The 18,426-nt window shown below is 72.6% G+C and carries 15 protein-coding genes; 9 read left to right on the top strand and 6 right to left on the bottom strand.

Annotation, left to right across the window (positions count from 1 at the left end; translation table 11 throughout):
• Positions 1-246 (bottom strand): hypothetical protein (locus tag ACXJKG_RS10390; RefSeq protein ID WP_456845688.1); only part of this gene is annotated, 246 nt, incomplete at its 3' end.
• A gap of 69 nt (positions 247-315) precedes the next feature.
• Here ACXJKG_RS10390 and ACXJKG_RS10385 point away from each other — a divergent pair.
• Complete coding sequence (locus ACXJKG_RS10385; RefSeq protein WP_456845687.1) at positions 316-870, top strand: HIT family protein; 555 nt, start codon at positions 316-318, stop codon at positions 868-870.
• On the opposite strand, the gene ACXJKG_RS10380 is transcribed toward ACXJKG_RS10385, so the two are convergent.
• The gene (locus tag ACXJKG_RS10380; RefSeq protein ID WP_456845689.1) at positions 867-2,390 is read right to left on the bottom strand and encodes a helix-turn-helix domain-containing protein; all 1,524 of its coding nucleotides are present in this window, start codon (positions 2,388-2,390) and stop codon (positions 867-869) included. The genes ACXJKG_RS10385 and ACXJKG_RS10380 overlap by 4 nt on opposite strands.
• Before the next feature lie 167 nt (positions 2,391-2,557).
• Positions 2,558-3,277: an exonuclease domain-containing protein gene (locus ACXJKG_RS10375; protein ID WP_456845686.1), complete on the bottom strand. Its 720-nt coding sequence runs from the start codon at positions 3,275-3,277 to the stop codon at positions 2,558-2,560.
• A 143-nt stretch (positions 3,278-3,420) separates the two neighbouring features.
• Here ACXJKG_RS10375 and ACXJKG_RS10370 point away from each other — a divergent pair, with 143 nt between their 5' ends.
• The 8 genes from ACXJKG_RS10370 (at position 3,421) to ACXJKG_RS10335 (ending at position 12,176) form a co-directional block, all read left to right on the top strand.
• Positions 3,421-4,545, top strand: a complete 1,125-nt coding sequence (locus ACXJKG_RS10370) for a GuaB3 family IMP dehydrogenase-related protein (RefSeq protein WP_456845685.1) — start codon at positions 3,421-3,423, stop codon at positions 4,543-4,545.
• A 227-nt stretch (positions 4,546-4,772) separates the two neighbouring features.
• Positions 4,773-5,534, top strand: coding sequence for a DeoR/GlpR family DNA-binding transcription regulator (locus tag ACXJKG_RS10365; protein WP_456845684.1), 762 nt, complete (start codon positions 4,773-4,775; stop codon positions 5,532-5,534).
• Positions 5,531-6,478, top strand: a complete 948-nt coding sequence (pfkB, locus tag ACXJKG_RS10360) for a 1-phosphofructokinase (RefSeq protein WP_456845683.1) — start codon at positions 5,531-5,533, stop codon at positions 6,476-6,478. The genes ACXJKG_RS10365 and pfkB overlap by 4 nt, the downstream gene beginning before the upstream one ends.
• Position 6,479: 1 nt before the next feature.
• Positions 6,480-6,935 (top strand): PTS sugar transporter subunit IIA, encoded by a 456-nt coding sequence (locus ACXJKG_RS10355; RefSeq protein WP_456845682.1) that lies wholly within the window; start codon positions 6,480-6,482, stop codon positions 6,933-6,935.
• A complete protein-coding gene (locus ACXJKG_RS10350) occupies positions 6,932-8,443 on the top strand; it encodes a PTS fructose transporter subunit IIC (RefSeq protein ID WP_456845681.1) in 1,512 nt (503 codons plus the stop codon). The genes ACXJKG_RS10355 and ACXJKG_RS10350 overlap by 4 nt, the downstream gene beginning before the upstream one ends.
• Before the next feature lie 47 nt (positions 8,444-8,490).
• On the top strand, positions 8,491-8,769 hold the full coding sequence (locus ACXJKG_RS10345) for an HPr family phosphocarrier protein (RefSeq protein WP_456845680.1): 279 nt from the start codon (positions 8,491-8,493) through the stop codon (positions 8,767-8,769).
• Positions 8,766-10,481: a phosphoenolpyruvate--protein phosphotransferase gene (gene ptsP, locus ACXJKG_RS10340; protein ID WP_456845679.1), complete on the top strand. Its 1,716-nt coding sequence runs from the start codon at positions 8,766-8,768 to the stop codon at positions 10,479-10,481. The genes ACXJKG_RS10345 and ptsP overlap by 4 nt, the downstream gene beginning before the upstream one ends.
• A 63-nt stretch (positions 10,482-10,544) precedes the next feature.
• Complete coding sequence (locus tag ACXJKG_RS10335; RefSeq protein WP_456845678.1) at positions 10,545-12,176, top strand: succinic semialdehyde dehydrogenase; 1,632 nt, start codon at positions 10,545-10,547, stop codon at positions 12,174-12,176.
• Positions 12,177-12,180: 4 nt separating this feature from the next.
• Here the strand turns inward: ACXJKG_RS10335 and ACXJKG_RS10330 are convergent, their stop codons facing one another.
• From ACXJKG_RS10330 to ACXJKG_RS10320, 3 genes are all read right to left on the bottom strand, one after another.
• Entirely contained in the window at positions 12,181-13,476 is a 1,296-nt protein-coding gene (locus ACXJKG_RS10330; RefSeq protein ID WP_456845677.1) for an acetate/propionate family kinase, read from the bottom strand.
• Positions 13,473-15,545: a phosphate acetyltransferase gene (gene pta / locus ACXJKG_RS10325; RefSeq protein ID WP_456845676.1), complete on the bottom strand. Its 2,073-nt coding sequence runs from the start codon at positions 15,543-15,545 to the stop codon at positions 13,473-13,475. The genes ACXJKG_RS10330 and pta overlap by 4 nt, the downstream gene beginning before the upstream one ends.
• A gap of 72 nt (positions 15,546-15,617) precedes the next feature.
• The gene (locus ACXJKG_RS10320) at positions 15,618-18,095 is read right to left on the bottom strand and encodes a phosphoketolase family protein (protein WP_456845675.1); all 2,478 of its coding nucleotides are present in this window, start codon (positions 18,093-18,095) and stop codon (positions 15,618-15,620) included.
• Positions 18,096-18,426 lie beyond the last annotated feature (331 nt).

Here is an 18,426-nt window from a genome sequence, read left to right as displayed (position 1 = left end):
CCCAAACGCCGCGCCATCATCGCCCGCGACCGCCACTGCCAATACCCCGGCTGCGACGCCCCACCCGCCATGTCCGAGATCCACCACACCCAGCACTGGCACCGCGACAACGGCACCACCGACGTCCACACCGGCTGCCTGCTGTGCTAGCACCACCACGAGATCGTCCACGACCGCGGCATCGAGATCACCCACCACCCCACCGGCCCATGGCACTTCACCGACCGCCACGGCCAACCACTCCACCAAGCCACCCAAGACCGAGGCGGGTAGACAGGTCCGGCCCTACTCGGGCCCCCGTCCGTCGTGGATGCCGTGTGGGGGCTGGTCGCCGGCTGGGCAGGGCCGTCGGCGGTCTTCGCGCATTCGCTGCTGCGGCCGTCCCGCGAGTCTGCGAGCATCCGCAGGGTGAGCGAGTCGATCAGCTGCGTGTTCTGCCGGATCGTGAGCGGCGAGCTGGCAGCCAGCCGGGTGGCGGAGTCGCTGACCACGCTCGCCTTCATGGACGTCGATCCCGTGACGCCGGGTCATGTCCTGGTGATCCCGAAGGCGCACCTGCCCGCTCTGGCAGACCTACCGGACGCGGTCGCCACAGAGATGCTCGCCGTGGCCAGGAGCGTCGCCGCGGCGCTACGACAGAGCCAGCTCCGCAGCGACGGGATCAACCTCTTCTACGCCGACGRTGAGGCGGCCTTCCAAGAGGTCTTCCACGCGCACCTGCACGTCTTTCCGCGCTGGCACGGCGACGGGTTCACGATCGGCGCCCGGTGGGGATCGAACCCCGCGCGAGCAGAGCTCGACGTGAACGCGAACGCCATCAGGGCCGCGATGGCGGAGGAGGAACGGGACCCGAACGGCGCGGCGCGCTAGTCGCGGAACGTCTCGATCTGGGCGCCCAGCTCCACCAGGCGGTCCTGCAGCTGCTCGTAGCCCCGGGCGATGATGTCGACGTCGCGCAGGACGGACGTGCCCTTGGCGGCCAGCATCGCGAGCAGGATGACGACCGCGGGGCGCAGGGCCGGCGGGCACGAGACCTCGGCCCCCGACCAGTGGGTGGGGCCGGTGACCTGCAGGCGGTGGGCGTCGAGGAGCCGGACGTCAGCGCCGAGGCGGGTGAGGTCGGTGAGGTGGATGGCCCGCCCCTCGTACACCCAGTCGTGGATCAGCGTGGTGCCCTCGGCGCAGGCCGCGATCGCCGCGAAGAACGGCAGGTTGTCGATGTTCAGCCCCGGGAACGGCATGGGGTGGATCTTGTCGATCGGCGCGCGCAGGTCGCTCGGGTGCACGGTGACGTCGACGAGCCGGGTGCGGCCGTTGGCGGCGGCGTACTCGTCGGAGAGCGTGTAGCGCAGCCCCATCTCGGCCAGCGTCGCCAGCTCGATCTCCATGAACTCGATCGGCACGCGGCCGACCGTGATCTCCGAGCCGGTCACGATCCCCGCGGTGAGCAGGCTCATCGCCTCGACCGGGTCCTCGGAGACGGCGTACTCGACGTCCGCGTCGATCTGGGCGACGCCGTGGACCCGCAGGGTCGTGGTGCCGATGCCGTCGATCCGGACGCCGAGCAGCTCCAGGTAGAAGCACAGGTCCTGGACCATGTAGTTGGGGCTCGCGTTGCGGATGGTGGTGACGCCCTCGCGCCGGGCGGCCGCCATGATGACGTTCTCGGTGACGGTGTCGCCGCGCTCGGTGAGCACCACCGCGAGGTCCCTCGCGCCGCCGCGGCTGACCAGGCCGTGGTAGTCGCCGGCCGTCGCGGTGACCTCGAGGCCGAACGGGCGCAGGCCGATCAGGTGCGGCTCGACGGTCCGCGTCCCCAGGTCGCAGCCGCCCGCGTACGGCAGCCGGAACTCGTCCTCGAGGCCCAGCAGCGGGCCGAGGAACATGATGATCGACCGCGTGCGGCGCGCCGCATCGACGTCGATCGCGTCGAGCTGCAGGTGCTCGGGCACCACGATCTCCAGGTCGCGGCCGTCCGTGGACCAGACGGCGCGGACGCCGACCGAGCGCAGGACCTCGACGATCCGGTCGACCTCGACGATCCGGGCGACGTTACGCAGCCGCGTGGTGCCGCGGTTGAGCAGGGACGCGCACAGCAGCGCGACGGCGCCGTTCTTGCTGGTGTTGACGTCGATCCGGCCGCTCAGGGTCTGGCCGCCCTGCACGCGCAGGTGGGTCCGCTGCGGGCCGCCGAGCGTCACGATGGGGGAGTCCAGCGCCGCGCCGATCCGGGTGAGCATCTCGAGGCTGACGTTCTGGGCGCCCTGCTCGATGCGGTGGATCGCCGACTGGCTGGTGGCCAGGCGCTCCGCCAGCTGGGCCTGCGTCAGCCCGCGGTGCTGCCGGGCCGAGCGGACGAGGGAGCCGACGTGCGCGAGCTGGTCCTCCATGACGATCGGGAGGGAACCAGTGCTGGTCGGGACCGGGGTGGTCGTCGTGGTCATGAGGATGACGCTAACTCATGGATGAGATATCGCCACTGTGATCCGCGCCATCGAATCGGTCAGACCCGGCGCGACGGCCTCTCGGCGAACTCAGCCGCGATATGACGAGGCTCTCACCAGAGCGTGCCGACGGGCTCCCGGGTGGGCCAGACGTCGGACGCGCCCGGGCCGTCGAAGCCCTGCTCAGCGCGCCAGGCGTTGAAGCCCTCGGCCCACGCCTGGTACGCGGTCGACTGGTACTCGTGCAGCGTGTCCAGGTCGAGCGAGGCCAGGTGCGGGAACCGCCCGATGATGCGCTCGAGCACGTCGAGGGTGGCGACGACGTCGACGTCGGCGGTGTGCAGGTTGCCCGACTCCACCACCTGGTAGTAGCCGCACAGGTCGACGAGCTTGCGCTTGCCGCGGCGGAACTGGTCCTCGGCGCGGTCGAGCACGAGCGGGTCGATCACCGGGCGGGCGTCGCTGCACAGGCGGTCGGGGAGGGTCTTGAGGCGGTGCCGGCGCAGCTCCGCATCGAGCAGGCAGAGGTCGAAGGTCGCGTTGTAGGCGACGACGGGCACACCGCCGCGGAAGGCCTCCGCCAGCTCGGTCGCGATCTCCTCGAGCACCTCGCGGGGCGGGCGGCCGTGCTGTCGCGCGTKGTCGGTGCTCACGCCGTGGATGGCGGCGGCGGCCTCGGGGATCTCGACGCCGGGGTTGATGAGCCAGCTGCGGACGTGCGTGCCGGACTCGTCGCGACGCACGAGCGCGGCGGTGACGATGCGGTCGTTGTCGACGTCGACACCCGTGGTCTCGGTGTCGAAGCCGAGCAGTGGCCCGTCTGTCCAGCTCATCGTGTCCCGCTCTCGTCCTTCGGTCGTGTCGTGCGTGGCCAGGATGACATCGGGCACTGACACGGGCGGGGAGGGCAGCCCGCGTGCCGCAGATCGGACACCGGCTGCGCCGGCGCAGGACCTGGCCCCGGTAGCCTGGTCCGGTGAGCAACGAGATCGAGATCGGCCGCGGCAAGCGCGGACGTCGGGCCTACTCCTTCGACGACGTCGCGGTCGTCCCGTCGAGGCGGACCCGCGACCCCGAGGAGGTCTCGGTCGGCTGGCAGATCGACGCCTACCACTTCGACCTGCCAATCATCGCGGCGCCGATGGACTCGGTGATGAGCCCGGCCACCGCCGTCGCGCTCGGGCAGGCCGGCGGGCTCGGGGTGCTCGACCTCGAGGGGCTGTGGACGCGCTACGAGGACCCGGTGCCGCTGCTCGCGGAGATCGCGACGTTCGACAGCGCGCGCGCCACGGCCCGGATGCAGGAGATCTACGCGGCTCCCATCCAGCCCGAGCTGATCACGGCCCGTCTCAAGGAGATCCGCGCCGCCGGCGTCACGGTGGCCGGCGCGCTCTCGCCCCAGCGCACCAACGAGTTCTGGCGCACGGTCGTCGACGCCGGCGTCGACCTGTTCGTCATCCGCGGCACGACGGTGTCCGCGGAGCACGTCTCGGGACGCGCCGAGCCCCTCAACCTCAAGCGGTTCATCTACGAGCTCGACGTCCCCGTGATCGTCGGCGGGGCCTCCACCTACACCGCCGCCCTGCACCTCATGCGCACGGGCGCGGCGGGCGTGCTCGTCGGGTTCGGCGGCGGCGCCGCGCACACGACGCGCCTCTCGCTCGGAATCCACGCGCCGATGGCCTCGGCCGTGGCCGACGTCGCGGCGGCCCGTCGGGACTACCTCGACGAGTCGGGCGGGCGGTACGTGCACGTCATCGCCGACGGGGGCGTCGGGCGGTCCGGCGACCTGGTGAAGGCGGTCGCGTGCGGCGCGGACGCGGTCATGCTCGGCGCGGCACTGGCGCGGGCCACCGAGGCCCCCGGCCGCGGCTGGCACTGGGGCCCCGAGGCGCACCACCCGCAGCTGCCCCGCGGGGAGCGCGTCGAGGTGGGCACCGCCGGCTCGCTCGAGCAGATCCTGTTCGGCCCGGGCCACACCGCCGACGGCACCCTCAACCTCATCGGCGCCCTCAAGCGCGCGATGGCCACCACGGGCTACTCGGACCTCAAGGAGTTCCAGCGGGTCGAGGTCGTCGTCAGCCCGTACCAGCCGCACTGACCCGCACCACCCCGACGCCCGGAGGCGCCCTCAAACGGGCGCACCCGGGCGTCTTTGCGTGTCCGTTTACTGAGGAACTTTCAAGCGGGGACCAGCGATGATGCCCATATCAACATCTGTTTGGCGCCGAATTTGTCCGAATGGCTTGACATCGCCGAGTGACGAGGAGCACTCTGGAGCCACTGGACGCCGACGACAGGGTCGGCGCAGCGGACGACGGAGTCGATGTGTACGCACCGGAGCGGCACCAACAGATCCTCGCCACGGCACGCGCCGACGGCAGGGTCGACGTCAACCGGTTGGCCGAGGAGCTGGACGTCACTCCCGAGACCATCCGTCGGGACCTCACGGTCCTCGAGCGCCACGGCCTCGTGCGCCGGGTGCACGGGGGAGCCATCCCCGTCGAGCGGCTGGGCTTCGAGCCCGGCATCGCCGACCGCGAGGCGAAGTTCGCGGGGGAGAAGGAGCGGATCGCCAAGGCGGCGCTCGACGAGCTCCCCGACGGCGGCGCGGTCATCCTCGACGCCGGCACCACGACGGTCCGCCTCGCCGAGCTGATCCCGCTCGACCGGGAGCTCACCGTGGTCACGCACGCCCTGCCCGTCGCGATGGTGCTGGCCATGCGGCCCGGCATCACCCTGCACCTCGTCGGCGGCACCGTCCGCGGCCGGACGCTGGCGGCGGTGGGCACGTGGGCCGAGCGGGAGCTCGCCGACATCCACGCCGACGTCGCGTTCCTGGGCACCAACGGACTGAGCGTCGAGCACGGCCTGACCACCCCCGACCTGGCGGAGGCCGCGGTGAAGCGGGCGCTGGTCGCCAACGCCCGCCGGACGGTCGTCCTCACCGACCACTCGAAGATCGGCCGCGTCGAGTTCGCCCACGTGGTCCCGCTCAGCGCGATCGACACCGTGATCACGGACAGCGGCGCGGAGCCCGAGCTCGTCGACGAGCTCGAGACCGCCGGCCCGCGGGTGGTGACCGCATGATCGTCACCCTGACCCCCAACCCGAGCCTGGACCGGGCGCTCGAGCTCGACCGGCTCGAGCTGGGCGAGGTCAACCGCGCCGACCGCGCCCACGTCCACCCCGGCGGCAAGGGCATCAACGTCTCCCGCGTGCTGGTCCGCCACGGCATCGAGTCCGTCGCGGTGCTGCCCACGGGCGGGGCGGACGGTCGCCGGCTGGTCGAGCTGCTCGACGAGCACGACGTCCCCGCGGTCGCGGTCCCGGTCCACGGCGACACCCGCACCAACCTCACGCTGGTCGAGCGCGGCGGCGCCACGACCAAGGTCAACGCCCCCGGCCCGAAGCTGACGCCCGACGAGGTCGACGCGCTGCTGGCCGCCGTCGAGGTGCAGCTGGCGACGCGCCCGCGGGCCCTGGTCGGCGCCGGGAGCCTGCCGCTCGGCGCCGGTGAGACGTTCTTCGTCCAGCTGGCCGGCCTCGCCGCCCGCTACGCCGTCCCGTTCGCGCTCGACACCTCGGGCGTGCCGCTGGCCCGGGCGGTCCGCTCCGGCGGGCTGACGCTGGTCAAGCCCAACGACGAGGAGCTCGCCGAGCTGGTCGGTCGAGAGCTGATCACCGTCGGCGACGTCGTCGACGCCTCGCACGAGGTCCTCGCCGCCGGCAACCGTGCCGTCCTGGTCAGCCTCGGGGCGCACGGCGCGATGCTCGTCGTCGCCGACGACGTCTGGTGGGCCGGCGGCACGCCCGTCGTCCCCTTGTCCACGGTCGGCGCCGGCGACTCGACACTCGCCGGCTTCCTCGCCGCCGACGGATCCGGCGGCGACCGCCTCCGGACCGCGGTCGCCTTCGGTCGGGCGGCCGTGCTGCTGCCCGGCACCRCAGTGCCCGATCCCACCGACATCGACCTGGACGCCGTCCGGGTCGTGCACAAGCCCGATCCCCGACTCGCACTGAAGGAGCTGTGACGTGAGCACCCCTCTGATCACCCCGGACCTGGTCGCCGTCGACCTGGTCGCCACGGACCGCGACGACGCGACCCGCCAGCTGATCGACCTCCTGTTCGCGGCCGGCCGCGTGACCGACGCCGCCGGGTTCCACGCCGATGTGCGGGCCCGCGAGGCGCAGATGGCCACGGGCATGCCCGGAGGGATCGGACTGCCGCACGCCCGGTCGAGCTTCGTCACCGCGCCCAGCCTGGCGGTCGGCAAGGTCGCCGCCGGGGTCGACTTCGGTGCCCCCGACGGTCCCGCGACCCTGATCTTCCTCATCGCCGCCCCCACCGAGGGGGACGGCGACCACCTCAAGATCCTCGCGGCGCTCGCCCGCCGCCTGGTCCACGAGTCCTTCCGCACCTCGCTCAAGGACGCAGGCGACGCAGCAACCGTCGCCGACATCGTCACCCGAGAGGTCGTCCCCTCATGAAGTTCGTCGCCGTCTCCAGCTGCCCGACGGGCATCGCGCACACCTACATGGCCGCCGAGGCCCTCGAGCAGTCCGGCAAGGCCGCCGGGCACGAGGTCCACGTCGAGACCCAGGGCGCCGCGGGCTCCACCCCGCTCGACCCGGCGATCATCGCCGCGGCCGACGGCGTCATCTACGCCGCCGACCTCGAGGTCAAGGACAAGCAGCGCTTCGCCGGCAAGCCGTTCGTCGACGTCGGCGTGAAGAAGGCGGTGCACGACGCCCCCGGCGTCATCGCCGCGGCGGTCGCCGCGGTCGAGGCGGGGGTCCCCGCGGGTGCCCCTGCCGCACCGACGGGCCTCGCGACGAAGGTCGACAGGAACGCGGGCGTCGGCACGAGGATCCGCCAGTGGTTGATGACGGGTGTCTCGTACATGATCCCGTTCGTCGCCGCCGGCGGGATCCTGATCGCGCTGGGCTTCATGGTCGCCCAGTTCGCGGGGGGCAGCGACGGCGTCGTCGCCGTGACAGCCGTCCCGCTGACGCACCTGCTGAACGACTTCTCCGTCACCAGCGGCATGGACTGGGCCGCGCTCCTGTTCCAGATCGGGGCGCTCGCGTTCGGCTTCCTCGTGCCGATCCTGTCCGGATTCATCGCGTACGCCATCGCCGACCGGCCCGGGCTCGTCCCCGGCATCGTCGGTGGTGCGGTGTCCGTGGCCGTCGGCGCCGGCTTCCTGGGTGGCCTGGTCACCGGCTTCCTGGCCGGGTTCCTGGCGCTGTGGATCAGCCGCTGGAAGGTGCCGAAGGGCGTGCGCGGCGTGATGCCCGTGGTGGTCATCCCGCTGCTGTCGACCTTCGTCGTCGGGCTCATCATGATCGTGCTCATCGGGCAGCCGATCGCGAGCCTGATGAACGGGCTGAGCAGCTGGCTGAATGGGCTGTCGGGCTCCAACCTCGTCCTGCTCGGCGCCCTGCTCGGCGCGATGATGGGCTTCGACCTCGGCGGTCCGATCAACAAGGTCGCCTACACGTTCGCGGTGACGGGCCTGGCCACCCAGGGCCTGGCCACCGACGCGGTGCAGTACCGGATCATGGCCACGGTCATGGCGGCCGGCATGGTCGCACCCCTGGCCATGGCGCTGGCGACGTTCGTCCGCAAGCAGCTGTTCACGCACGCCGAGCGGGAGAACGGCAAGGCGGCCGTGCTCCTCGGCCTGTCCTTCATCTCGGAGGGCGCGATCCCGTTCGCCGCCGCCGACCCGTGGCGCGTGATCGTCTCCTCGCTCGTCGGCTCCAGCGTGACCGGTGCCCTCGTCATGTCGGTCGGCTCCGCCCAGCGTGCTCCCCACGGTGGCATCTGGGTGCTGCCRCTCATCTCGAGCCCCCTCGGGTTCCTCATGGCGGTCGCGGTCGGCACCGTCATCTCCGCGGGGCTGGTGATCGCCCTCAAGAGCGCCCGCACCAACGAGTTCGTCCAGGCCGAGCAGGAGGCGGACGCCCAGGCGCTCGTCGCCACGGCCGCCTGACCCGTCCCTCGCCCGGCATCGTCGCCGGCCCCAGATCGGAGATCGTCATGCCTTCTCGCACCGTCGTCGTCGCCTCCCGCGTCGGCCTGCACGCCCGCCCCGCGATGCTCTTCACCCAGGCCGTCGCCGAGACCGGGCTGCCGGTCACCATCGCCCGGCCGGGCGGTGAGCCGGTCGACGCCGGCAGCATCCTGTTCGTCATGTCGCTCGGAGTCCCCAGCGGCGAGGAGGTCACGCTCTCCGCCGAGGGGGACGACGCCGACGCGGCGCTCGACGGCCTGGTCGACCTGCTGGCCACCGACCTGGACGCGGAGGAGGCRTCATGACCGCCCCCGCAGTCGGCGCCCCGCACGTGCTCCAGGGCGTCGGCGTCGGACGACGGGCGATCGTCGGACCCGTCGCGCAGGTGCGGCCCGCGCCCCACGTCGAGCCCGACGCGCCCCTGCTGGTCGACGGCGTCCCGGCCGACACCGCGACCGCGCACGCCGTGGTCGAGTCCGCCTTCACCGAGGTGGCCGTGGCGCTGCGGGAGCAGTCGGCGCGGTCCACGGGCACGGTGAAGGACGTCCTCGCGGCGACGGCGCAGATGGCCGACGACAAGGCGCTGCGCAGCGGCGTGCTCACGCGCATCGATGCGGGCGAGCCGGTGGTCAGCGCGATCGACGGCGTCGTCGAGATGTTCGCGACGATGTTCCAGCAGGCCGGCGGCTACCTCGCCGAGCGGGTCACCGACCTGCGCTCGGTGCGGGACCGCGTCGTGGCGRAGGCGATGGGGCTGCCGGCGCCCGGGGTGCCGTCCCTGGACCGGCCCTCGGTGGTCGTCGCGAAGGACCTGGCGCCGGCCGACACCGCCGCGCTGGACCTGGCCAACGTGCTCGCGATCGTCACGGAGCTGGGCGGCCCGACCGGCCACACCGCGATCATCGCCGGGCAGCTGGGACTGCCGTGCATCGTGCGCGTGGCCGGCGCGACCGGTCTGGCCGACGGGACCGTCGTGGCTGTCGACGCGGGGGACGGCACCCTGACCGTCGACCCGGACGACGAGCTGCGCGCCGAGCTCGACCGTCGGGCCGCCGTGGAGACTGCGCTGGAGTCGGACACCGACCCCGGCGGCACCGCGGACGGGCACGCGGTGGCGCTGCTGGCCAACATCGGGACGGCGGAGGATGCCGCGCGCGTCTCCGGCGGCGCGGTCGAGGGCGTCGGCCTGTTCCGCACCGAGGTGCTGTTCCTGGAGAGCACCACGGCCCCGGCGCACGGCGCGCAGGCGGCGGTCTACGCGAAGGTGCTGCGCTCGTTCGGCGACCGCAAGGTCGTGGTCCGCACGCTCGACGCCGGCRCCGACAAGCCCCTGGCCTTCGCCACCCAGCCGGACGAGGAGAACCCCGCCCTGGGCGTCCGTGGGTACCGGCTGGTCCGTACCCACCCCGAGCTGCTCGACACGCAGCTCGGCGCGCTGGCCACGGCTCAGGCCGAGACCGGGACGACGCCGTGGGTCATGGCGCCGATGATCGCGACCGCCGCGGAGGCCCGCGCGTTCGCGACCCGGGCGCGCGACGCCGGCGTCGCCACGGTGGGCGTGATGATCGAGGTGCCCGCGGCTGCCCTGCGCGCCGACGAGATCCTCGCCGAGGTCGACTTCGTCTCCCTGGGCACCAACGACCTGGCCCAGTACACGATGGCCACCGACCGCCTCCGTGGCGAGCTGGCGGACCTGCTGGACCCGTGGCAGCCCGCCGTGCTCGACCTGGTCGACGCCACGGCGCAGGCCGGCCGGCGGGCGCGCAAGCCCGTCGGGGTGTGCGGCGAGTCGGCGTCGGACCCCGTGCTCGCGCTGGTGCTCGTGGGGCTCGGGGTGACCAGCCTGTCGATGTCGGCGGGTGCCGTCCCCGCGGTCCGGTACGCGCTGCGGCACCACACGACCGCGGAGTGCGCGACCATGGCGGYCGCCGCGCTCGCGGCTCCGTCGGCGGCAGAGGGGCGGGCGGCGGTCATCGGCCTGCTGCACGCGGACGTGGCCCAGACCCTCGGCGTGTAGTCGCGACTCGCGCGGGGGCCGTGGCGGCCGGTTTTCCCCAGCCGCCGCGCGTACCCTCGCCCTATGGCGCACGACCCGGGACACACAGAGCTGCACGACCCCGAGACCGACCCGCTCGCGACGTACGTGCTCGAGCCGGACGACGTCCGCCCGCTGCTGAGGCGCGTCGTCGCGTCTCCCGGCGCGGCCGTGTTCACGTCGCACGCGCCGTTCACGGGTGGGCCGATCGCCGCGATCCCGCTGTCCACGCCGGACGACGTCGCGCGCGCCGCCAAGGTGGCCCGGGCCGCCCAGCGGCTGTGGGCCGCGCGTCCGCTGCGGGACCGGACCGCCGTCCTGTCCCGCGTGCACGACCTCGTGCTCGAGCGGCAGAGCGACGTGCTCGACCTCATCCAGATCGAGGCCGGCAAGGCGCGGGTCTCGGCGTTCGAGGAGGTCTGCGACATCGCCAACGTGTCGCGGCACTACGCCGTGCGCGCCGGCCGCTACCTCGCCCCCCGCCGGGTCCCGAGCCTGATCCCCGGCCTGACGACCACGCGCGTGCAGCGGCACCCCGTCGGCGTCGTCGGGATCATCGCACCCTGGAACTTCCCGCTGACCCTCACGATCGGCGACGTCCTGCCCGCGCTGGTCGCCGGCAACGCCGTCATCCTGCGGCCCGACCCGCAGACCGCGCTCACGTCGCTGTGGGCCGCGGAGCTGCTGGAGGAGGCCGGGCTCCCCGACGGGCTGCTCCAGGTCGTCGTGGGTGACGGTCCGACGGTCGGCGCCGCGGTCATCGAGCACGTCGACCACGTCAGCTTCACCGGGTCGACCCGCACGGGCCGGATCGTGGCCGCGCAGGCGGGGCAGCGGCTGGTGCCGGCCACCCTCGAGCTGGGCGGCAAGAACCCGATGTACGTGGCCGAGGACGTCGACGTCGAGGTCGCCGCCGAGGGAGCGGTGCGGGCGTGCTTCGTCGGCACCGGCCAGGTCTGCGTGAGCATCGAGCGGATCTACGTGCACGAGGACGTGGCCGAGGCGTTCACCGCGGCCTTCGTCCGGCGCACGCGCGCACTGCGGCTCGGGTCCGGGCTGGACTACCGGTCGGACGTCGGCTCGCTCACGTCGGCGTCGCAGCTGGCCACGGTGGTCGAGCACGTCGAGGACGCCGTCGGGCACGGCGCGACCGTGCTGGCGGGCGGGGTGCACCGCAGCGACCTGGGCCCCTGGTTCTACGAGCCCACGATCCTGACGGACGTCCCGAACGAGGCGCGGCTGGCCCGCGAGGAGACGTTCGGCCCGGTGGTGGCCATCTACCGGGTGGCCTCCGACGACGAGGCGATCGCCGCCATGAACGACACCGAGTTCGGTCTCAACGCCAGCGTGTGGACCGCGGACACCCGCCGGGGCGCGGCGCTGGCGGCGCGCGTGCGCTCCGGGTCCGTGAACGTCAACGAGGGCTACGTCGCCACGTGGGGTGCCGTCGGTGCCCCGCAGGGCGGGGTCGGCGCGTCGGGCATCGGCAGCCGGCACGGGCGCGAGGGCCTGTGGGAGACCACCCGGTTGCAGACGGTGGCCGTCCAGCACGGCGTGCACGGCATCCTGGGCGGGCCCGGCGTCGGCCTGCACCGGCTCTTCGACCTGGGGACCGAGACGTGGCCGCGGGTCTACACCGGGGCGCTGCGGGCGATGAAGGCGTTCCGCCTGCCGTAGCCCGTCAGGCGTGGCCCGCCGCGGCCGGCGCCGGGTCCGACTCGTCGCTGGTGCCCTCGAAGCCGGCTGCCTCGATCGTGGCGACCGCCTGGCGCGCGATCGCGAGCTCTTCGTTGGTCGGCACGACCATGACCAGGGTGCTGGTCCAGTCCGGGGAGATGATCGTCGGCTCCTTCTTGCGCCCCGCGTTGCGCTCCGGGTCGACCGCGATCCCCAGGGCTTCGAGCCCCTCGAGCGCGCGGGCGCGGACGATGTCGTCGTTCTCCCCGACGCCGGCGGTGAACGTGATGACGTCGACCCTGCCCAGGACCGCGTGGTACGCGCCGATGTACTTGCGCAGCCGGTGCAGGTACACGTCGAGCGCCAGCGTGGCGCCCTCGTCGCCGGCCTCGACGAGCTTGTGCAGCTCGCGGAAGTCGTTCTCGCCCGAGAGGCCCTTGAGCCCCGAGCGGCGGTTCAGCAGGTCGTCGACGTCGTCGACCGACAGCCCCGCGTTGCGCTGCAGGTGGATCAGCACGGCCGCGTCGATGTCGCCGGACCGGGTGCCCATGACCAGTCCCTCCAGCGGCGTCATGCCCATCGACGTCTCGACGGCGACGCCCCCGCGGACGGCCGACGCCGAGGCGCCGTTGCCCAGGTGGAGCACGATCTGGTTGAGCTCCTCGGGCCGCCGGCCCAGCACGCGCGCGACCTTGCCGGACACGTACTGGTGCGACGTCCCGTGGAACCCGTAGCGCCGGACCCCGTACGCCTCGGCGACCTCCCGGTCGATCGCGTACGTCGCGGCGGCGTCGGGCAGGGTGCGGAAGAACGCGGTGTCGAAGACGACGACGTGCGGCACGTCGGGCAGGAGCTCGCGCGCCACCTGGATGCCCGTGAGGTTGGGCGGGTTGTGCAGCGGCGCCAGCGGCGACAGCGCGTCGATCTGCGCGATGACGGCGTCGTCCACGATCACGGGCGCGCCGAACACCGAGCCGCCGTGCACGACCCGGTGGCCGACGGCGACCACGTGCGCCTGCGTGAGGTCGGGCCCGACCTCGTCGAAGAGCGCCAGCACCGCCCGCAGGCCCGCGCCGTGGTCGGCGACCGGGTCGGAGCGCTCGGTCGTGCTGCCGCCGTACGTGTGCCGGACCGAGCCCTCGTCCTCGCCGATCCGCTCGACGATGCCGGACGCGATCGCCTCGCCGGCGACCGGGTCGACCAGCTGGTACTTGATGGACGACGAGCCCGAGTTCACGACGAGCACGCTGCCGTGCGCGCCGAGCACGTCGGCCCCGGTGTGCGGGCTGGTGGGGTTCACGAGGGCTCCTCCGCTTGCGCCTGGATGGCCGTGATCGCGACCGTGTTGACGATGTCCTGCACCAGCGCGCCGCGCGACAGGTCGTTGACCGGCTTGCGCAGGCCCTGCAGGACGGGGCCGATGGCAACGGCGCCGGCGGAGCGCTGCACGGCCTTGTAGGTGTTGTTGCCGGTGTTGAGGTCGGGGAAGACGAACACGGTCGCCCGCCCGGCCACCGCCGAGTCCGGCATCTTCGTCTTGGCCACGGAGGCGTCGACGGCGGCGTCGTACTGGATGGGGCCCTCCACGGACAGGTCGGGTCGGCGCTCGCGGACCAGCGCGGTCGCGGCCCGGACCTTCTCCACGTCGGCACCCGAGCCGGACTCGCCCGTGGAGTAGGACAGCATCGCGATCCGCGGCTCGATGCCGAACTGCGCCGCGGTGCCGGCCGACGAGATCGCGATGTCCGCCAGCTGCTCGGCCGTCGGGTCCGGGATCACCGCGCAGTCCGCGTAGACCAGCACCCGGTCCTCGAGGCACATGAGGAACGCGCTCGACACGCTGGAGACGCCCGGCGCCGTCTTGATGATCTCGAACGACGGCTTGATGGTGTGCGCCGTGGTGTGCGCCGCCCCCGAGACCATGCCGTCGGCCAGCCCGAGCTGGACCATCATCGTGCCGAAGTACGAGACCGACGTGACGATCTCCCGCGCCCGCTCGACGGTCATGCCCTTGTGCTTGCGCATCTCGGTGTACTCGGCGGCGAAGCGCTCGAGCAGGTCRTTGGCGTGCGGGTCGATGATCGACGCGGCGTCCAGGTCCAGGCCCAGCTCGGTCGCACGGGCCCGGATGGCCGGCTCCTCGCCCAGGATCGTGATGTCGGCGACGCCGCGCTGCAGCAGGGTCGACGCTGCGCGCAGGATCCGGTCGTCGCCGCCCTCGGGCAGCACCACGTGCTTGCGGTCGGCGCGCGCCCGGTCCAGCAGCGCGAACTCGAACATGAGCGGCGTGACCACCTCGGGCCGCTCGACGTCCAGCGCGGCCAGCACCGCCGCGCCGTCGACGTGCTGCTCGAACAGCGACAGCGCGGTGTCGACCTTGCGCTGCGAGTCCGCGGTCAGGCTCCCGTGGGTGTCCGCCGCCGCGCTCGCGGACCGGAACGTGCCCAGCTCGGTGCTGATGATCGGCAGCCTGCTGCCCAGGCCCTCGACCAGCCGCGCGATCAGGGGAGCCGGCCGGAAGCCGCCGTTGAGGATGATCCCCGCGAGCGACGGGAAGCCCTCGGCCTGGTGTGCGACCAGCAGCCCGAGCAGCACGTCCGAGCGGTCGCCGGGGGTGATGACGACCGCGCCGTCGGCGAGCCGGCCCAGCAGGTGCTCCACGGACATCGCGCCGACCAGCACGTCGAGGACCTCGCGCGACAGCAGCGACTCGTCGCCCGCGATGAGCGTGCCGTGCACGGCGTCGGTCAGCTGCCGGACCGTCGGCGCGGTGAGCAGCGGGTTCTCGGGGACGGCCCACGCGGGCAGCCCGGTCCCGGCCCGGAGGGCGTCGCGGACGCCGCTGACCGTGCCCGGCGCGCACCGGTTGGCGACCACCGCGATCACCTGGGCGTGGTTGGCCGTCATCTCGGTCACCACGACGTCCGCCACCTGCGCGACGACCGCGGGCTTGCGATGGCCCCCATTGATGACCAGCACCACGGGTGCGCCCAGGTTGGCCGCGATCCGGGCGTTGTACGCCAGCTCCGTCGGGCCCGCCACGTCGGTGTAGTCGGTGCCGACGACCACGACCGCGTCGCAGCGCCGCTCGACGTCGTGGTACCGCGACACGATCTGCGCGAGCGCCTGCTCGGGGTCGTCGAGGACCTGCTGGTACGTCACCCCGACGCACTCGTCGTACGTCAGGTCGACGCCGTCGTGCTGCAGCAGCAGCTCGAGGACGTAGTCGCGCACGTCCGTCGAGCGGGCGACCGGACGGAACACCCCCACCCGCTTGACGGTGCGAGCGAGGAGGTCGACCAGCCCGAGCGCGATCATGGACTTGCCGGAGTCCCCCTCGGGGGAGGTCACGTAGATGCTGCGGGCCACGGTGGGCTTCTCCTGAACGATGGACGGTCGAACGGTGCCGTGGGGCGACGTCGCCCCACGGCCTGCGTCCTGCTACTCGTTGTCGCCGCCCGTCGCGATCGTGGCGGCCACCTGTCCCTCGTCCGCAGCGTCCTGCGCGTCGGGCCACACCCAGTCGCGGACCTCGGGCAGGTCGTCGCCGTGCGCACGCGTGTACTCGCGGGCCCGCAGCCGCTCGTCGACCATCTTCTGCCGCAGGTTGGCCTGGGCCGTGCGCAGGTGCGGCACGTTGTCGATGACGTCGATGACGAGGTGGAACCGGTCGAGGTCGTTGAGCATGACCATGTCGAACGGCGTCGTCGTCGTGCCCTCCTCCTTGTACCCGCGCACGTGGATGTTGTTGTGCCCGTGCCGGCGGTAGGTGAGCCGGTGGATCAGCCACGGGTACCCGTGGTAGGCGAAGATCACCGGCTTGTCCTCGGTGAAGAGCCCGTCGAACTGCGCGTCCGACAGCCCGTGCGGGTGCTCCCGCGCGTCCTGCAGCCGCATGAGGTCGACCACGTTGATCACGCGCACCTTGAGGTCCGGCAGCTCGCGCCGCAGGATGTCCGCCGCCGCCAGGACCTCGAGCGTGGGCACGTCGCCCGCGCAGCCCAGGACGACGTCGGGCTTGTCGCCCGGCACCTCCGTGCCCGCCCAGTCCCAGATGCCCAGGCCGCGCGTGCAGTGCGCGATCGCCTGGTCCATGGTCAGGAAGTTGGGCGCCGGCTGCTTGCCCGCGACGACGACGTTGACGTACTGCCGGCTGCGCAGGCAGTGGTCGTACGTCGACAGGAGCGTGTTGGCGTCCGGCGGCAGGTACACCCGGATGACGTCGGCCTTCTTGTTGACCACGTGGTCGATGAACCCGGGGTCCTGGTGGCTGAACCCGTTGTGGTCCTGGCGCCAGACGTGGCTGGACAGCAGGTAGTTCAGGCTCGCGATGGGCCGGCGCCACGGGATGTCGTTGGTGACCTTCAGCCACTTGGCGTGCTGGTTGAACATCGAGTCGATGATGTGGATGAACGCCTCGTAGCAGTTGAACAGCCMGTGGYGGCCGGTCAGCAGGTACCCCTCGAGCCAGCCCTGGCACTGGTGCTCGCTGAGCATCTCGAGCACCCGGCCCGCGCGGGCCAGGTGCTCGTCGACCTCGGGCCCGAAGAAGTCCGCGTTCCACTGCTTGTCCGTCACCGCGAACACCGACTGCAGCCGGTTCGACGCCGTCTCGTCCGGCCCGAAGATCCGGAAGTTGTCGGGGTTGAGCCGGATCACGTCGGTCAGCCAGTCGCCCAGCACGCGCGGGGCCTCGCTGATCGAGCCGGCCGGCACCGGGACGTCGACCGCGTACTTGCGGAAGTCCGGCAGGCGCAGGTCCTTGAGCAGCGCACCGCCGTTCGCGTTGGGGTTGTCGCTCATCCGCAGGTGGCCCGCGGGCGCGAGCTCCCGGATGTCGTCGTGCAGCCGGCCGCCGTCGTCGAACAGCTCGTTGACCCGGTACGACTCCAGCCACTGGCGCAGCACGTCGAGGTGCTCGGGGGTGTCCCGGGCGTTGGCCAGCGGCACCTGGTGGGCGCGCCACGAGCCCGTGGTCTTCTTGCCGTCGATGTAGTCCGGCCCGGTCCAGCCCTTGGGGGTGCGGAACACGATCATGGGCCACTGCGGTCGCTGCTCGTTGCCCGCGTGGGCGCTGCGCTTGATCTCCGCGATCTCGTCGAGCACCTCGTCCAGCAGCGTCGCGAACCGGCGGTGGACGTCCTCGTGCGTCTCGTCGTCGAAGCCCGCGACGAACATGTGCGGCTTGTGCCCGTAGCCCACCATGAGCGACTCGAGCTCGTGGTCGCTGATGCGCGCCAGCACGGTGGGGTTGGCGATCTTGTAGCCGTTGAGGTGCAGGATCGGCAGGACGACCCCGTCCTTCTCCGGGTTGACGAACTTGTTGGAGTGCCAGCTGGTGGCCAGCGGGCCGGTCTCGGCCTCCCCGTCGCCGACGACCGTCGCGACCAGCAGGTCCGGGTTGTCGAACGCGGCGCCGTACGCGTGGCTGAGCGCGTAGCCCAGCTCCCCGCCCTCGTGGATCGACCCCGGCGTCTCGGGGGCCACGTGGCTGGGGATGCCGCCGGGGAACGAGAACTGCCGGAACAGCCGGTGGATGCCCTCGGTGTCCTCGGTGATGTCCGAGTAGTACTCGGAGTACGTGCCGTCGAGGTAGGCGCTGGCGACCAGGCCCGGACCGCCGTGGCCGGGGCCGGTCACGTAGATCGTCGACTGCTCGCGCTCCTTGATCKCGCGGTTGAGGTGCGCGTAGAGGAAGTTGAGGCCCGGCGTGGTGCCCCAGTGGCCGAGCAGGCGCGGCTTCACGTGGTCGCGGGTCAGCGGCTCACGCAGCAGCGGGTTGTCCAGCAGGTAGATCTGGCCGACGGAGAGGTAGTTCGCGGCCCGCCACCACTGGTCGATCCGGGCCAGGGTCTCGGAGTCGATCGCCTCCCCGCTCCCGGTCCGCCACGTGCTGCTTGCCGACGTCGTCGTGGTCATGCGCGCTCCCCAGTCGTCCTCCCGGCGGTCTCCGCCGGTCCGGTGCCAGCCTTGCGTCGGGCTCTCGCGCCGCCGGGGGACCTTGGTCCTCCGGCCCGTGCACGGGCCTGTTGTCATACAACCGCACTCCGACGTCGGGTGCAGCATTCTGTGGGAGAACGCACGCGGAACGTCCGATGACGCTGCCCGGGGACGGGTGTGCAGGTCAGCGGGGCTGTGCGCGGCTCCGCGGGTGGCGCTGCCCGTTCCGGCCGGGGGTGCGCTGCGGGGTACCGTGAGGCGTGACCGAGCAGAGCCCCGCAGCCGTCGCGCGCGAGCGCGCCGCGGGGCC

This window comes from Cellulomonas sp. P5_C6, assembly GCF_054049635.1.
The sequence above is the reverse complement of the archived record's forward strand: the minus strand, read 5'-3'. Positions and strand labels throughout refer to the sequence as shown.

Bases quoted from the DNA above. Each gene is read 5' to 3' on its own strand.
- ACXJKG_RS10380 (WP_456845689.1), bottom strand. From the start codon at position 2,390: ATGGAGGACCAGCTCGCGCACGTCGGCTCCCTCGTCCGCTCGGCCCGG.
- ACXJKG_RS10335 (WP_456845678.1), top strand. From the start codon at position 10,545: ATGGCGCACGACCCGGGACACACAGAGCTGCACGACCCCGAGACCGAC.